This window comes from Caulobacter sp. CCG-8 (genome assembly GCF_037402475.1).
In the GTDB taxonomy this organism is placed as follows: Bacteria; Pseudomonadota; Alphaproteobacteria; order Caulobacterales; family Caulobacteraceae; genus Caulobacter.
The window spans coordinates 167,318-181,021 of record NZ_JBBEUD010000009.1; the positions used below are offsets into that span (position 1 = coordinate 167,318).

Sequence of the window (13,704 nt, forward strand, 5' to 3'; positions counted from 1 at the left end):
TGGCTCGACCTCTAACCCCTTCGCCCGCCCGACTTCGCGAACAGCAGGTCCGACCAGTTCCATCGGCTCGACCCCAGGGCCAGGCGCGGCGCGCCGGGGCCGTCGGCCAGGGAGATCAGCACCAGGCCACGCATCGGGTCGTCGCGGCAGGCCTTGGGGGCGAAGGCCACCTCCAGCATGATCAGCTCGCGCACGCCGGCCAGGCCCTTGCCCTCCTGGCCCGGGCTCTGCACCCAGTCGCCGTTCCAGACCAGCACCGCCTTGCCCTTGGCGGCCGCCTCGGGATGGACCTGCATCATCGCGGCGCGGACGCGGGGGTTCTTGCGCAGGGCGTCCTGCAGCAGCCGGACCATGTCGCACCCGCCGCCGCCCGGGCCGCTGCCCGCCCCGCCGGCCCCGGAGCCGTTGCCGGCCGTGGCCGCGCCGATCAGGTCGGCCTCGCCCAGCTCGGCCACCACCTGGGGCGTCGGGGCGGGCTTGGCGGGCAGGGGCTCGACCTCGCGCGGCGGGACCTGCTTGGGCGGGCGGACGGGCAGCTTGGGCGGCGAGCGCTTGGCCGGGGCCGGATCGCCGGCCGGTTCGGGCGCCAGCTTCGGCGGCTCGGGCGGGGGAGGGGGCGGCTGGTACAGGGCCACGGCGATCGGGTCGGGCTCGTCCATCATCGGCGGCTGGATGCGCACGGCCAGGATCGCCAGCAGCAGGCCGGCATGAGCCGCCAGGCTGACCGCCCCGGCGACCAGGCCGTCCACGCGGGCGCGCCGGCGACGGACCGGCGTCGGGACCAGGGGATCGTACGGCTGCGGTCGCCCGCTCATCGAAACTCCAGAACCGCCTTTGGGAAGCTCCAGAGACCACCGGCCCGCGTCAGGATCGTGGCGCCCGCGACATTTCTCCTCGCGCCCTGCACGCGCCCGCTCTTGGGTTCCGTCGCCAAACCCCTTAGATTGGCCGCATGTCCGCAGACCACACGCACGTTCGTCCCTGGCGCCAGATCACGCGTCGCCAATCGCGGAAGATCCGCGTCGGCAACGTCGAGGTCGGCGGCGACGCCCCGATCACCGTCCAGTCGATGACCAACACCCTGACCAGCGACGCCAAGGCGACGCTGGAGCAGATCCGTCAGCTGGAGGAGGCCGGCGCCGACATCGTCCGCGTCAGCTGCCCCGACACCGACTCCACGGCCGCCTTCAAGACCATCGCCCGCGAGGCCAAGGTGCCGCTCGTGGCCGACATCCACTTCCACTACAAGCGCGGTATCGAGGCGGCCCAGGCCGGCGCGGCCTGCCTGCGGATCAATCCAGGCAACATCGGCAGCCCCGACCGCGTGCGCGACGTGATCCAAGCGGCCCGCGACCACGGCTGCTCGATGCGGATCGGCGTCAACGCCGGCTCGCTGGAGCGCGAACTGCTGGAGAAGTACGGCGAGCCGTGCCCCGACGCCATGGTCGAGAGCGCGCTGAACCACGCCCGCATCCTGCAGGACCACGACTTCCACGAGTTCAAGATCTCGGTGAAGGCCAGCGACCCGTTCATGACGGTGGCGGCCTACTACCAGCTGGCCGAGGCCATCGACTGCCCGCTGCACCTGGGCGTCACCGAGGCCGGGGCCCAGCGCACGGGCACGGTGAAGTCCTCGATCGGCATCGGCTCGATGCTGTGGGCCGGCATCGGCGACACCATCCGCGTGTCGCTGGCCGCCGACCCGGTCGAGGAGATCAAGGTCGGCTTCGACATCCTCAAGTCGCTGGGCCTGCGCCACCGCGGCGTCAACATCATCGCCTGCCCGTCCTGCGCCCGTCAGGGCTTCAACGTCATCAAGACGGTCGAGGCGCTTGAGCAGCGCCTGGCCCACATCAGCCAGCCGATGTCGCTGTCGATCATCGGCTGCGTGGTCAACGGCCCCGGCGAGGCCCTGATGACCGACCTGGGCTTCACCGGCGGCGGCGCCGGCTCGGGGATGGTCTACATGGCCGGCAAGCCCGACCATAAGCAGTCCAACGACGGCATGATCGACCACATCGTCGAGCTGGTCGAACAGCGCGCCGCCCAGCTGAAGGCCGAGGCCGAAGCCAAGGCGATCGCGGCCGAGTAGGGGCGCTCAGGCGTCCTGATCCAGCGGACGCCCTCCGCGCGCCCGCAGGTCGGCCATCAGCGTCCGCATGGCCCAGCCCGTGGCCTTGGCGATCTGTTCGCCGTCCAGGCCCCAGTGGTCGCGCATCTCCAGCCAGGGCGTGGTGTGCAGCACCTGCAGCACCGCCGTCGCCAGCCTCTGGTCCTCTGGCGGCAGGTCCTTGACCAGATCGGCGGCGACCTGGGTGTAGGCGTCGACGCGACGCCCGCTGTCGGCCAGCCGCATGGCCCGCCCCTGCGGCGTGGAGCGCACCAGGGTGGTGATCGGCGCGATGCGGTCCAGGCCCGTATAGATGTCATGCAGCGCGTCGGTGAGGTCGGCCTCGGTCTGGGGGAAGGCGACGCGCGGCCCGGCCAGCTCGCGCACGCGGCTGGTGGCCCCCGCCAGCAAGGTCTCGCGGTCGGGGAAGTAGCGATAGACGGTGCGCCGCCCCAGGCCCGTCCGCTCGGCGATCAGGTCGTGGTTGATGTCCATCCGTCCCTCCGCCAGCAGCTCGATGAGGGCGTCGGCGATGCGCGTGCGCACCTCCTCCTTCTTCTGTTCGCGGGCGCCGGGCTTGTGGGCTGAACCATCCATAGGGTCCAGATAGAGTCTGGCACAAAAAGTGTCAAATCCGTATTGACACAATCTGTGCCACATTGCATTGAGCGCCCAACGAAAGGGATACCGATGCTATTTCACATGTCGATCGCGGCGCACGATCCGCAACACGTGGCCCAGGTGCTGGCCGAGCTCTGGGGCGGCGAGGCGTTCCGCTTTCCGCCGATCTCCGACAACGGCTGGATCGCCCTGGCCGGCGACGCGCGCGGGACGGCGCTGGAGGTCTATCCGATCGACGTGGTGCTGCGCGAAACGGAAGGCGACGCCGACGCCCACGGCGAGCACACCGGCCAGCCGGCCTTCACGGCCACCCATGCCGCCGTCGCCACCGACCTCGACCTGGAAGCGGTGATGGCCATCGCCGCCCGCGAGGGCTGGCCAGCCAAGTACCGCAAGCGGGGCGGCCTGTTCGGCGTCGTCGAGATCTGGATCGAAGGCCGCCAGATGATGGAAATCCTCACGCCCGAGATGCAGGCCGAGTACCTGGCCTGCATGAACTTCGAGGCGTGGCGCGCCATGAGCGCGGCCATGGGCGCCCGCGCCTAGGCCTTGATGTTCAGCACCGAGGCCGACGGCGTCGATCCCGACGCGCCGGACGGCGTCTGGACGTCGGCGGTGGCGTCCGGACCCTCGACGGCCTTGGCGGCTTCGGTTAGGTCCTTCCGGGCGTCCTCGACCTCGTCGGCCGCGCCGTCGTGCCTGGACTTGTCGAGCAGCTTCTTCAGTTTCGCTTCCTGCACGGCCGTGTCGTACATCTGCTTGGCGGCGCCGGCGAAGGTCTTGATCTCTTCCATGTAGAGATCGGCCACGAAGCGCGGCTTGGCGCCGGTCAGGATCATCGGCGTCGCGGTCTCGGCGGCGGCCGCCTCCGGCGTGGCGGCTTGCGCCTGCGGGTCCGTGGCCGGCGCGGCGTCGACGGGCGTTCCGTCGGGCGCGGCCTGCGCGCCTTGGGCCGCGGCGGCGGCCTGCGGATCGGCGGATTGGTCCGTCGACTGGGCCGGGTTCTGGGCGTTCGCCTGGGCGGCGGCGTCGCGACCGTCGGCGGTGGCGGCCGCGTAGTCCTTGGCCACCTGCGAATACTGCTTGTAGAGGTGGGCGGCGGCCTTGGCCCGTTCGACCGGGTCGCGGATCAGGGTCAGGGCGATCAGCGCCTTGCTCATGTCCTTCAGCTTCTCGGCCACGTCCTGGCCGGGCGAGCGTGTCTCCTTCGACGACCCGAAGGTCGAGGCCGCGTCCTTGGCCGACGTAGCGCCCGAGGTCGGCTTGGAGGCGTCGGCGCCGGCGGGATCGCCGATGGGCGTCAGGGTCTTGGCCAGGGACGCGGCCAGGGAGGTCGACGTGACGTTCATCGCTTTCGAATCCTACGCGGGCGAACTGGGCGCACCCTAGCAGGCCCGCGTGACGGCATCATGCTCGCGGCTCAGCCCAGCGAGGTCTGGATCGGCACGCCGCCCTTGATCGCCAGGGTCACCGGGGTGCGCTCGGCGATGTCGGCCAGGCGCGCGCGCTGGGCGTCGTCCAGCGGGCCGGCGGGGACCACGACGCGCTCGATCCGGGGCGGGGTCTCGCCGCCGTGGTAGTGCAGCCGGACCTCCAGGCTCTCCAGCGGCCATGTCTTGTGCTCGGCGTACATCTTCAGGGTCATGGCCGTGCAGGCGCCCAGGCTGGCCAGCAGCAGGTCGAACGGGGCCGGACCGACGTCGGCCCCGCCGTTGCGCGGCGGCTCGTCGGCGGTCAGCTCGTGGCGGCCGGTGGTGATCTGGGTGACGTAGCGAACGTCGCCGATGCGGGCGGTGGCGGCGGCCATGGCGGCTCCTTGCGAAACGGGAGCCGCATCCTGCCGCGAGTCGGGGCGAGGGCGGGGACATGCCCTCGGGCGTGTCCCCAGATTTCGCGCGGAGCCAGGCGGTTGGGGACACGCGCAAGCGCATGTCCCCGGTCTCAGATCGTCGCCCGCGAGCGCTCGTCCGCGCCGATCAGGGCGTCGGCCACGACCCGCAGGCCGCGCTCAAGCTCGCCCCGCTCGGCGGTGGCGCCCAGGCAGATGCGGACGCCGGTCTCCAGGCCCGGGGCGACGATCGGGGCGCCGGGCGGGGTCAGTTCGACGCCGCCGCGCAGGGCCCGGCCGGCGACGCGCTCGGCGTCCAGCTCGGGCATCGCCAGCCAGACGTGCGGGGCGCTGGGCGAGGCCGGCGCCTCGATCGCCGTTCCCAGGACCTGGCGCGCCAGGACCATGCGGGCGGCCATCTCGGCGACCGACTCGGCGGCGATCTGGTCGGCGACGCCCTCCTCGATCCACTGGGTGGCGATCAGACCGCCGAAGTTGGGCGGGGCGTAGGCCAGGGCGCGGACCGCGCGCAGCACCCGGTCCAGGGCCTCGCCCGGGGGCGTGACCAGGAAGCCGGTGCGCAGGCCCGGGGCCAGCGACTTGGACGCGCCCGAGACATAGAAGGTCCGCTCCGGGGCCAGCACCGCCAGGGGCGGCGGCGCGCCGGGGGCGTAGACGGCGTAGATGTCGTCCTCGACCAGCCACAGGTCGCGGGCCCGGGCCACGGCCACGATTTCGGCCCGCCGCGCGGCGCTCATGATCCGGCCCGTGGGGTTCTGCAGGGTGGGCTGCAGGGCGACCACCCGGGCGGTCCCGCGCGCGGCGGCCGCGTCCAGGGCGTCGGGCAGCACGCCGTCGGCGTCCATCGGCAGGCCCTCCAGGCGATAGCCGGCGTGCTCAGCCAGCGCCTTGACGCCGTAGAAGGTGGAGGACTCGCACAGCACCGTGTCGCCGGGCCGGGCCACGGCCCCGAAGGCCAGGTTGAGGGCCTGCTGGGCGCCGGAGCAGACCACCAGCCGCGTCCAGTCGGCGCCGGCCAGGCCCGCGCTGCGCGACAGCCAGGCGGCCGCCGCCCGGCGCTGGGTCTCCAGGCCAGCGGGAGGCGCATAGGCCAGGTGGTCCAGCAGGTCGGCGCGCCGGCGCAGGCGGCCCAGGGTCTCCGACAGCCGCGCCTGGGCGGGCGCGAGGGGGGCGATGTTGCGGGCCAGGTCGATCGGACCGTTCGCCGCCGGTTCGGGCCGCGCGCCGCCGGGCCCGCGCACGAAGCTGCCGCGTCCCACATGGCCCTGGATCAGCCCGGCTTTCTCGGCCTCGACATAGGCCCGGGTCACCGTGCCCAGCCCCAGGCCCAGGCGGTGGGCCAGGTCGCGCTGCGGCGGCAGGCGCGCGCCGTCGGCCAGGGCGCCCGAGGCGATGTCGGCCCGCAGGGCGTCCAGCAGGCGCTCGTACAGCGGCGCGTCGCCCGGCGGCAGGGTCGGGGTCCAGCCCGCCATGCGTGTCTCCATAATTGTCATGGTGACAATATAGGTTTTGACTCATGATGCAATTGGCAAGATGACCGTGACATTCCTTCTCCCAACGGTCCTAGGGGAGTGTCCGCCATGACCGCTCAATTGCTGCTCGCCTTCGTCCTGTTCGCCTTCGCCACCGCCGGCACGCCCGGCCCCAACAACATGATGCTGCTGGCCTCGGGCGCGAATTTCGGCTTCCGCCGCACGGTGCTGCACATCCTGGGCATCAGCGCCGGCCTGGGCGTGATGGTGGCGGCCATGGGTCTGGGCCTGGGCGGGGTGTTCAAGGCCTTCCCGGTGCTGCACGACGTGCTGAAGTGGGTGGGCGGGGCCTACATGCTGTGGCTGGCCTGGAAGATCGCCACGGCCAAGGGCGTGACCGACAAACAGGCCGGCTCCCAGCCGATGACCTTCCTGCAGGCCGCCGCCTTCCAGTGGGTCAATCCCAAGGCCTGGGCCATGGCCCTGACCGCGGCCACCACCTACATGGCCGACGGTTCGACGAGCGCGGTGTTCCTGGTGGCCGGGACCTTCATGCTGGTGGGCGCGCCGTGCAGCGCGGCCTGGGCGGGCTTCGGCCGGGGCCTGCGGCCGTTCCTGGACCGGCCCAAGGTGCTGCGCGCCTTCAACCTGACCATGGCGGCGCTGCTGGTGGTGTCGCTCTATCCGCTGGTCGTCGAGACCCGTCCGGCCGGCGTCACGAAGGAAGCGCCGCGCCTGCTGGCCGACCTGCCGCCGACGCCGCGCTGGTCGTCGCGGGGCTGAGCAGATTGCAGAAACTTAAGTCGACGCCGGCGGACGGCTGAGCTCTGGTGCGGCCACGAAAATCCGGAGACGTCCATGTCCCTCGCCGTCCGTTCCGCCTTTCTCGCCGTCGCGCTGCTGGCCGGGAGCGCCGCCGCCGCCCAGGCCGCCGTCACCCCCGTGCCGGTCGGCCAGCCCCTGGCCCGCTTCGCCAACCTCAAGCCCGGCGTGCACCGCTATCTGCGCTTCAAGCAGACCGGCGACACCATCCGCGTCGCCGACGTCTGGACCCGCGAGGTCCGCTTCGAGGACCAGGACGGCAAGCGCCGGATGCACATCGTCCAGCACTGGGACGGGGTGGGCGCCACGCCGTCGGACCGCCAGCTGGACAGCTGGTTCGAGGTCGGCACCTTCCGTCCCCTGAGCCACATCCGCCGGTCGCAGAAGGACGGGGTCTCCAAGGTCGAGGGTTTCGTCTTCCGGCCCGACCGGATCGTCGGGATGAAGGACCTGGAGGGCAACGCCGCCAAGGACTTCGACGTCGCCTCGCCGCAGCCCAGCTTCAACTTCGAGACCGACATGGAGTTCATCCAGGCCCTGCCCCTGGCGGCGGGCTACGAGGCCAGCATCGTCTTCACCCACCCGGGCGGCGGGCCGCCGGCGGCCTATGTCTTCAAGGTGGCGGGGTCGGAGACGCTGGACCTGCCGGGCGGCGGCAGGGTCGACTGCTGGCTGGTCACGGCCGACTACAACCGCCCGGAGACGCCGGTGACGCGCTTCTGGTTCGCCAAGGGCAGCCAGGTGATGATCAAGCAGCTCTCGCCCCTGCCGGACGGTTCAGGGGTGATCGGGAAAACCTTGCTCTATTGATCAATTTGAACCGCTCATCCCGGCGTTCGCCGGGATGAGCGGATTTGGGGATGGGTGAGGGGGCTTGCCTGGGAGAGCGCATCGGCCCCAGATCGAACCTCCACACGAGGTCCCGCCCATGCGCCCGTTTTTCCTCGCTGCCCTGGCCGTCGCGATCGCGACGCCCGCCCTGGCCCAGGACCTCAAGGTCACCGTCCAGGGGCGCGATAGCGTGACCCTGACGCCGGCCGATCTGAAGGCCCTGCCGCGCGCCAAGGCGACCTTCACCGCCCACGGCAAGCAGATCACCTACGAGGGCGCGGTGCTGAACGCGGCCCTCAAGCAGGCGGGGGTGGTGTCGGGCGACCGGCTGATGGGGCGCTATCTGAACCAGGTGGTGGTCGCCAAGGGCGCGGACGGCTTCACCGCCAGCTATTCGCTGGGCGAGACCGACCCGATCTACCGGACCAACCCGGTGATCATCGCCGACAGCAAGGACGGCCAGCCGCTGGACGCCAAGGAGGGCCCCTACCGCCTGGTCGTCGACGGCGACCTGCGCCCGGGGCGCTCGGTGCGGCAGGTGGTGTCGGTGGACGTGAAGGCGGTTCCGTAGATCGGCGAGCCCCTAAATCGTTGTCATCCCGGAAGCCCCGCAGGGGCTGTCCGGGACCCAGGGGACTGGGCTGATGCTTTGCGGTTCCCCTGGGTCCCGGACAAGCGCTCCGCGCTTTCCGGGATGACAACCGTTTGGGGGAAGTTGACCCCTAGCTCTGCACCGGCCCCAGATAGTCCAGCTTGCCGATCTGCACGCCCTTGTGGCGCAGCACGTCGTAGGCGGTGACCACGTGGAAGAAGAAGTTCGGCAGGGCGAAGCCCAGCAGATAGTCCTCGCCGGTGAAGGTCAGGGTCCCGCCGGGCAGCTTCAGCTCGACGGTGCGGTCCTCGCTGCCGTCGAAGGCCTCGGGATCGACGCTCTGGATGTAGGCCAGGGTGTCGGCCACGCGCTTGCGCAGCTGGGCGAAGCTCGTTTCCTCGTCGGGCATGGCCGGGGCCTCCACGCCGGTCAGCCGGGCCACCGCGCCCTTGGAGGCGTCCGAGGCGCGCTGGATCTGGCCGGACAGCGGCAGCATGTCGTCGGTAAGGCGGGCGGCGACCAGGTCGTCCGGGTTCCAGCCCTGGGCCTTGGCGTGGGCCTCGCCCTTCTCGAGCAGGGTGGACAGGACGTTCAGGGCGCGCACGAAGACGGGAACCGAGGCGCGATGCATCGACAGGGGCATGGAGAGCTCCGAAGGAAAGCGCGGCGTTGGGGGATGGATTTGGCCGCGGTCGGGAGATGGGGGCGCAAGGTCGAGCTTTACAGGGTCGCGCAGGCCGTTCCGACCCAAGGGGTGACGCGGGGCGTTCGGAGCGGTAGAGAGACCGCCCATTCTCCCACAGCGTGACATCTCCCCTTGCGACTGCCCCAGGCCCGCCTCGACCAAGTTCTCGACCGCTTCCGTGAAGTCGAAGCCCGCATGGGCGCGGCCACCGACGGGGCCGAGATCGTCAAGCTCTCCAAGGAGCACGCCGAGCTACGCCCGGTGGCCGAGGCCGTCGAGGCCCTGGCCAAGCTGAGCGCCGAGCGCGCCGAGCTGGAGGAGATGGCCGGCGATCCGGAGATGGCCGCCATGGTCGCCGACGAGAAGGCGGCCCTGGACGAGAAGCTGCCGGTCATGGAGCGCGAGCTGGCCCTGATGCTGGCCCCGCGCGACAAGGACGAGAACGCCTCGGCCATCCTGGAAGTCCGCGCCGGCACGGGCGGCGACGAGGCGGCCCTGTTCGCCGGCGACCTGTTCCGCATGTACCAGCGCTACGCCCAGCTGCAGGGCTGGCGGGTCGAGATCGACAGCGTCTCGGAAGGCGAGATGGGCGGCTATAAGGAAATCATCGCCTCGGTCACCGGCGACGGCGTGTTCGGCCGCTGGAAGTTCGAGAGCGGCGTGCACCGCGTCCAGCGCGTGCCGGCCACCGAGGCCCAGGGTCGCATCCACACCTCGGCCGCCACCGTCGCGGTGCTGCCCGAGGCCGAGGACGTCGAGATCGAGATCAACGAGAGCGACCTGCGGATCGACACCTACCGCTCGTCCGGCGCCGGCGGCCAGCACGTCAACAAGACCGACTCGGCCGTGCGCATCACCCACCTGCCGACCGGGGTGGTGGTGACTTCGTCGGAAAAGTCGCAGCACCAGAACCGCGCCCGGGCCATGAAGAACCTGAAGGCGCGCCTCTACGACATGCAGCGCGAGGCCCTGGACACCGCCCGCTCGGACGCCCGCAAGAGCCAGGTCGGCAGCGGCGACCGCTCCGAGCGCATCCGCACCTACAACTTCCCCCAGGGCCGGGTCACCGACCACCGGATCAACCTGACCCTCTACAACCTGGCCAAGGTGATGGAGGGCGACGCCCTGGACGACGTGATCAAGCCGCTGATCGCCGAGGACCAGGCCGCGCGCCTGGCCAGCCTGGAAGAGGGCGGGTTCTAGGGCCCGGCCCTAGAAGTTCGGCGCCGACCATCCGACGTTCAGCGTCGCCAGGGCCAGGCCGGCCGTGAAGGCGACGTCGGCGCCGGACACGGTCGGGGTCTGGGCGTCGCTGATCGGCTGTTCCAGCGCCGTGACCAGGCTGGCGTTCTGGATCGTCCCGCCCAGGGCCCGCAGTCCGGCCAGCGACACCGTCACGTCCATGGCGGCGTTCGAGGGCTGGTAGACGCGAAGGATCAGGTTCCCCGGATTGGCTTCCGACGGCTTGACGGCGGTCAGGATCGGGGCGGCGCTCACCGAGGCCGCGCTCACCGAGGCCGCGCTCACCGAGGCCAGCGAGACCGCGGCCGGCAGCTGGTTGGTCGAATTGCCAGGCGCCACCAGGGCCGTCAGCGGGGTGGTGTAGCCCAGGGCTTCGATCAGCTGGGCGCCGTTGCCGGGGTCGGCCTTGCCGTTGCTGTCCACATTGATGCCGGTGGGCACGCGGAAGGCGTATTCCATCGTGTGGACGTCCGGGTCGATGCCGCCGGGCGGCAGGGGCAGCTGGCACCAGCCGAAATAGTTCTGGCCGGGATTGCGGGCCAGGCCGCCCACCAGCAGCGCGCTGTTCTGGGCGCCCTGGCCCCAGGCCGGCATGGCGCCGTGATAGATCGCGGCCAGCGGCGCGCCCGTGGTGGTCTCCGGGATCAGGAAGTCGTGCGTGGCCTGCATCGACGGCCCGTCCCAGTAGCGGACCTGGACGGCGTCGTCCCAGTGGTAGGGCGTGCCCTGGGCGATCGCGTCCACCTCCGCCCCCAGCTGGAACATCGTCATGGCCGAATAGTTCAGCGGACAGGCGCCCGTGGTGCGCATGCGCACGAACGGCTCGTCGGCGACCAGCAGATATTCCACCACATAGGGGTAGTCGGCGTCGGCCACCCTGCAGGTCAACTCGGCCTGCAGGCGCACGCGCAGCGGGCCGGTCTCCAGCACCTGGAGCCCGGTCACCGTCGTGGTGACGTTGGTGTCCAGCGTCAGGGCCGGGTAGCCCTGTCCCTGCTCGGGGGCGTAGCGGTAGTTGTTGCCGTCGGCGTCGTTGTAGAACCCGATCTGGTTGGACGTCCCGCCCAGGATGTTGGCCTGGGGATCGCCCGACTGCAGGTCCAGGATCGTGTCGATGGCCCAGGCCGAGGCCGCGCTGACCTCGACCGAGATCAGGCTGTTGGCCAGGACGTAGGAGTCCCCGCCGTTCGAGGTGGTGATGGTCGCCTCGGACGTCGCGGACGCGGTCTCGGGCGACAGGTAGCAGGTGGTGTAGCCCAGGCTCTCGCCGGTGGCGGCGAACAGCAGGCCGCCCTCGGCGCTGGGCTGCAGGGGCACGTTGCCGGACGGGGTGCGCACGCTGGAGAAGAACGACGGGTCCAGGGCCGACGGGACCGTCAGCTCGACCAGGCCGCTCCTCTGGAAGCCCAGCTGGTTGAACACCACGATCGGCAGTTCGTCGGACTGCGGCGCGGCGTCGACCTGGGCGGCGATCTCGCTCATGGCGTCGAGACGCAGCCCCTCGGCGCCGGTGCGGGCGGCGGCCAGTCGCGGCAGCTGCTCGCCGCGGTAGACGTAGTCGGCCGCCGTGCCGGTGATGAAGTCGTGGTGAGTGCTGGGCGCCAGGCCGAGCCACGCCTCGCGCAGGGCCGAGGTGCGGGCCTGCAGCTCCACCGTCCAGGCGCCGCCGCAGCTTTTGGCGTTGCGGGCGCCGGCGATGACCCCGAAGATCTCGGCGCCCAGCAGGGCGCGGGTGGCGTCGTTGTGCAGCCGTTTGATGCGCGGCCGGGTCTGGTAGCAGCCCGAATAGTAGGGCTGGGGCCGGAAGGCCTGGGGCGCGCCCAGCAGGCCGCTGTCGACGATGGCCTGGATGTAGTCGTCGAAGGTGCCCGCCACGGCGACCACCGCCGAGCCGCTCTCGTTCCAGATCTGGGCGCAGGCGGCGGTGTCGACGGGCAGGGCGAAGTCGGTGCCCACCGGCACGTAGAGGAACGGGGTCACCGACGAGGGCGCGTTGGCGGTGATGTAGCTCTGGATCGCGCTGACGGCGTTCTCCGTCGTCAGGTTCGAGCCCTGGCCGTAGCCGTTCTGCATCCAGTGGGCCACCGCCGTGGAGCCGTCGCGCGCGCCCCAGATGAACTCGGTGCCGTTGTCCGTCATCCATTGGGCGGGCGACGGGCCCTGGCCCTTCAGCGGCGGGATGTTGGTGGGCGCCCCGCCGGCCACCCGCTCGAAGGTCACGCCCTGGAAGCCCATGGCCGTCAGCATGACCGGCAGCTGCGAGTCGTGGCCGAAGTCGTCGGGCACGTAGGCGTGCTTGGGGAACAGGCCGTAGGCCTGCTGCACCCAGTTCGTGCCGGTCAGGTAGTTGCGCAGGAAGGCCTCGCCGTGCGGCAGCAGGCTGTCGGGCGAGGTGACGCCGCCGCCCAGGATCTCGACGTTGGTCCCCGCCTGCTTCAGCACCCCGGCCAGCTGCGGATTGGCCTCGGTGAAGGCCTTCAGGAAGCCCATCTCGCAGATCGAGTAGAAATAGGCCGGGTTGGGCGCGCCGTTCGGAACCAGGAAGCCGGACGCCTGGCTGAAGATCGTGAAGGCGTCGCCGCCGGTGGCGCTGAAATAGGTGAAGCCGTTGATGTCGTAGGGCGGGTTGTTCGAACAGAGGGCGGTGAAGGGAAGGATCCAGTCCCAATCCAGGTGGGGCGTGGTGCAGAGAATGACCTTGCTGATCGTCACGCCCAACTTCGTCATGGGTCTGCTCCTCGAGGGTCCAGGGACGGATCGTTCGCTGTGATGGCCTTCCAGGGGTGTTCGAGCGGGCCGGCGCGCGCGACGGGGCGCCGTCGTGGTCACGACGCGGCCGTCTTCGGGCTCGGTGGGAAATTCAACCCCAGATAAGCATTATGCTTGTCTGGGTTGAGTTGGTCAATCGGCTTGCGGCGGACCTAGAGGGTCTTTTCCAGCACCACGAACGACAGCTCGCGCTGCGGCTTGCCGAAGCGCTCGCCCACGGGGAAGGGCTTGGTCTCGCCGGTCAGGGCGTAGCCGCGGCGCTGGTACCAGGCGATCAGGGTGTCGCGCAGGTGGACGACGGTCATGCGCACGCGCTTGGCGCCGAGACCGGCCGCGTAGGTCTCGCCATGGGCCAGCAGGGCGCGGCCCAGCTGGCGGTCCTGCAGGTCGGGCCGGATGGTCAGCATGCCCAGGTACCATGCCGGTCCCCCTTGGGCGTCACCTTCAGCGACGTCGCCGTCCGGCTCGATCCAGACGCAGCCCAGCAGCGGGCCGTCGGCCTCGTCGCGCAGGGTCAGCAGCACCGCGTCCGGCGCGTCGGCCAGGTCCTGCTTCAGGCTCTCCAGGTCGATGCGCTGGCCGTCGATATAGCCGGCCTCGGTGGTCCAGCCGGCCTGGGCGCCCTGGCCTCGGTAGGCGGAGTTGACCAGGGCCACGATGGCGGGGAATTCGGAGTCGAGGGCGGGGGCGAAGATCATGGCCGCACACTTA

The 13,704-nt window shown here is 70.9% G+C and carries 14 protein-coding genes; 6 read left to right on the forward strand and 8 right to left on the reverse strand.

All coding sequences use genetic code 11. From position 1 onward, the window contains the following. Positions 1–11: 11 nt before the first annotated feature. Positions 12–815, reverse strand: a complete 804-nt coding sequence (locus WAE60_RS11180) for a hypothetical protein (RefSeq protein WP_337686451.1) — start codon at positions 813–815, stop codon at positions 12–14. Positions 816–952: 137 nt separating this feature from the next. On the opposite strand from WAE60_RS11180, the gene ispG reads away from it, so the two are divergent. After that, the gene (gene ispG, locus WAE60_RS11185) at positions 953–2,092 is read left to right on the forward strand and encodes a flavodoxin-dependent (E)-4-hydroxy-3-methylbut-2-enyl-diphosphate synthase (protein ID WP_337686452.1); all 1,140 of its coding nucleotides are present in this window, start codon (positions 953–955) and stop codon (positions 2,090–2,092) included. Between the two features lie 6 nt (positions 2,093–2,098). On the opposite strand, the gene WAE60_RS11190 is transcribed toward ispG, so the two are convergent. Next, positions 2,099–2,707: a TetR/AcrR family transcriptional regulator gene (locus WAE60_RS11190; protein ID WP_337686453.1), complete on the reverse strand. Its 609-nt coding sequence runs from the start codon at positions 2,705–2,707 to the stop codon at positions 2,099–2,101. Positions 2,708–2,812: 105 nt separating this feature from the next. On the opposite strand from WAE60_RS11190, the gene WAE60_RS11195 reads away from it, so the two are divergent. After that, the gene (locus tag WAE60_RS11195; RefSeq protein WP_197026720.1) at positions 2,813–3,277 is read left to right on the forward strand and encodes a hypothetical protein; all 465 of its coding nucleotides are present in this window, start codon (positions 2,813–2,815) and stop codon (positions 3,275–3,277) included. Here WAE60_RS11195 and WAE60_RS11200 read toward each other — a convergent pair. The 3 genes from WAE60_RS11200 to WAE60_RS11210 form a co-directional block, all read right to left on the reverse strand. Then, positions 3,274–4,080, reverse strand: a complete 807-nt coding sequence (locus tag WAE60_RS11200) for a hypothetical protein (RefSeq protein WP_337686454.1) — start codon at positions 4,078–4,080, stop codon at positions 3,274–3,276. The two genes, WAE60_RS11195 and WAE60_RS11200, sit on opposite strands and share 4 nt — an antisense overlap. Before the next feature lie 71 nt (positions 4,081–4,151). Beyond that, on the reverse strand, positions 4,152–4,538 hold the full coding sequence (locus WAE60_RS11205; RefSeq protein WP_337686455.1) for an OsmC family protein: 387 nt from the start codon (positions 4,536–4,538) through the stop codon (positions 4,152–4,154). A gap of 134 nt (positions 4,539–4,672) precedes the next feature. Further along, positions 4,673–6,052 carry a PLP-dependent aminotransferase family protein gene (locus tag WAE60_RS11210; protein WP_337686456.1) on the reverse strand — a complete coding sequence of 460 codons (1,380 nt, stop codon included), beginning with the start codon at positions 6,050–6,052 and terminating at the stop codon, positions 4,673–4,675. Between the two features lie 108 nt (positions 6,053–6,160). Here WAE60_RS11210 and WAE60_RS11215 point away from each other — a divergent pair, with 108 nt between their 5' ends. From WAE60_RS11215 to WAE60_RS11225, 3 genes are all read left to right on the forward strand, one after another. Next, positions 6,161–6,835, forward strand: a complete 675-nt coding sequence (locus WAE60_RS11215; RefSeq protein WP_337686458.1) for a LysE family translocator — start codon at positions 6,161–6,163, stop codon at positions 6,833–6,835. Between the two features lie 75 nt (positions 6,836–6,910). Then, positions 6,911–7,684 (forward strand): hypothetical protein, encoded by a 774-nt coding sequence (locus WAE60_RS11220; protein ID WP_337686459.1) that lies wholly within the window; start codon positions 6,911–6,913, stop codon positions 7,682–7,684. 118 nt (positions 7,685–7,802) lie between these two features. Further along, complete coding sequence (locus WAE60_RS11225; RefSeq protein WP_337686461.1) at positions 7,803–8,276, forward strand: molybdopterin-dependent oxidoreductase; 474 nt, start codon at positions 7,803–7,805, stop codon at positions 8,274–8,276. Positions 8,277–8,427: 151 nt separating this feature from the next. On the opposite strand, the gene WAE60_RS11230 is transcribed toward WAE60_RS11225, so the two are convergent. Continuing rightward, entirely contained in the window at positions 8,428–8,940 is a 513-nt protein-coding gene (locus tag WAE60_RS11230; RefSeq protein ID WP_337686463.1) for a DUF1993 domain-containing protein, read from the reverse strand. A 174-nt stretch (positions 8,941–9,114) separates the two neighbouring features. Here WAE60_RS11230 and prfA point away from each other — a divergent pair, with 174 nt between their 5' ends. Continuing rightward, positions 9,115–10,185 (forward strand): peptide chain release factor 1, encoded by a 1,071-nt coding sequence (prfA, locus tag WAE60_RS11235; protein ID WP_029914154.1) that lies wholly within the window; start codon positions 9,115–9,117, stop codon positions 10,183–10,185. 9 nt (positions 10,186–10,194) lie between these two features. Here prfA and WAE60_RS11240 read toward each other — a convergent pair whose 3' ends face one another. Continuing rightward, a complete protein-coding gene (locus WAE60_RS11240; RefSeq protein ID WP_337686465.1) occupies positions 10,195–12,951 on the reverse strand; it encodes a glycosyl hydrolase-related protein in 2,757 nt (918 codons plus the stop codon). 194 nt (positions 12,952–13,145) lie between these two features. Next, entirely contained in the window at positions 13,146–13,691 is a 546-nt protein-coding gene (locus tag WAE60_RS11245) for a GNAT family N-acetyltransferase (RefSeq protein ID WP_029914150.1), read from the reverse strand. Between the last annotated feature and the right edge of the window lie 13 nt (positions 13,692–13,704).

Bases quoted from the DNA above. Each gene is read 5' to 3' on its own strand.
- ispG (WP_337686452.1), top strand. From the start codon at position 953: ATGTCCGCAGACCACACGCACGTTCGTCCCTGGCGCCAGATCACGCGT.
- WAE60_RS11230 (WP_337686463.1), bottom strand. From the start codon at position 8,940: ATGCCCCTGTCGATGCATCGCGCCTCGGTTCCCGTCTTCGTGCGCGCC.
- WAE60_RS11245 (WP_029914150.1), bottom strand. From the start codon at position 13,691: ATGATCTTCGCCCCCGCCCTCGACTCCGAATTCCCCGCCATCGTGGCC.
- WAE60_RS11190 (WP_337686453.1), bottom strand. From the start codon at position 2,707: ATGGATGGTTCAGCCCACAAGCCCGGCGCCCGCGAACAGAAGAAGGAG.
- WAE60_RS11210 (WP_337686456.1), bottom strand. From the start codon at position 6,052: ATGGCGGGCTGGACCCCGACCCTGCCGCCGGGCGACGCGCCGCTGTAC.
- WAE60_RS11205 (WP_337686455.1), bottom strand. From the start codon at position 4,538: ATGGCCGCCGCCACCGCCCGCATCGGCGACGTTCGCTACGTCACCCAG.
- WAE60_RS11240 (WP_337686465.1), bottom strand. From the start codon at position 12,951: ATGACGAAGTTGGGCGTGACGATCAGCAAGGTCATTCTCTGCACCACG.
- WAE60_RS11200 (WP_337686454.1), bottom strand. From the start codon at position 4,080: ATGAACGTCACGTCGACCTCCCTGGCCGCGTCCCTGGCCAAGACCCTG.
- WAE60_RS11195 (WP_197026720.1), top strand. From the start codon at position 2,813: ATGTCGATCGCGGCGCACGATCCGCAACACGTGGCCCAGGTGCTGGCC.
- WAE60_RS11225 (WP_337686461.1), top strand. From the start codon at position 7,803: ATGCGCCCGTTTTTCCTCGCTGCCCTGGCCGTCGCGATCGCGACGCCC.
- WAE60_RS11215 (WP_337686458.1), top strand. From the start codon at position 6,161: ATGACCGCTCAATTGCTGCTCGCCTTCGTCCTGTTCGCCTTCGCCACC.
- WAE60_RS11220 (WP_337686459.1), top strand. From the start codon at position 6,911: ATGTCCCTCGCCGTCCGTTCCGCCTTTCTCGCCGTCGCGCTGCTGGCC.
- WAE60_RS11180 (WP_337686451.1), bottom strand. From the start codon at position 815: ATGAGCGGGCGACCGCAGCCGTACGATCCCCTGGTCCCGACGCCGGTC.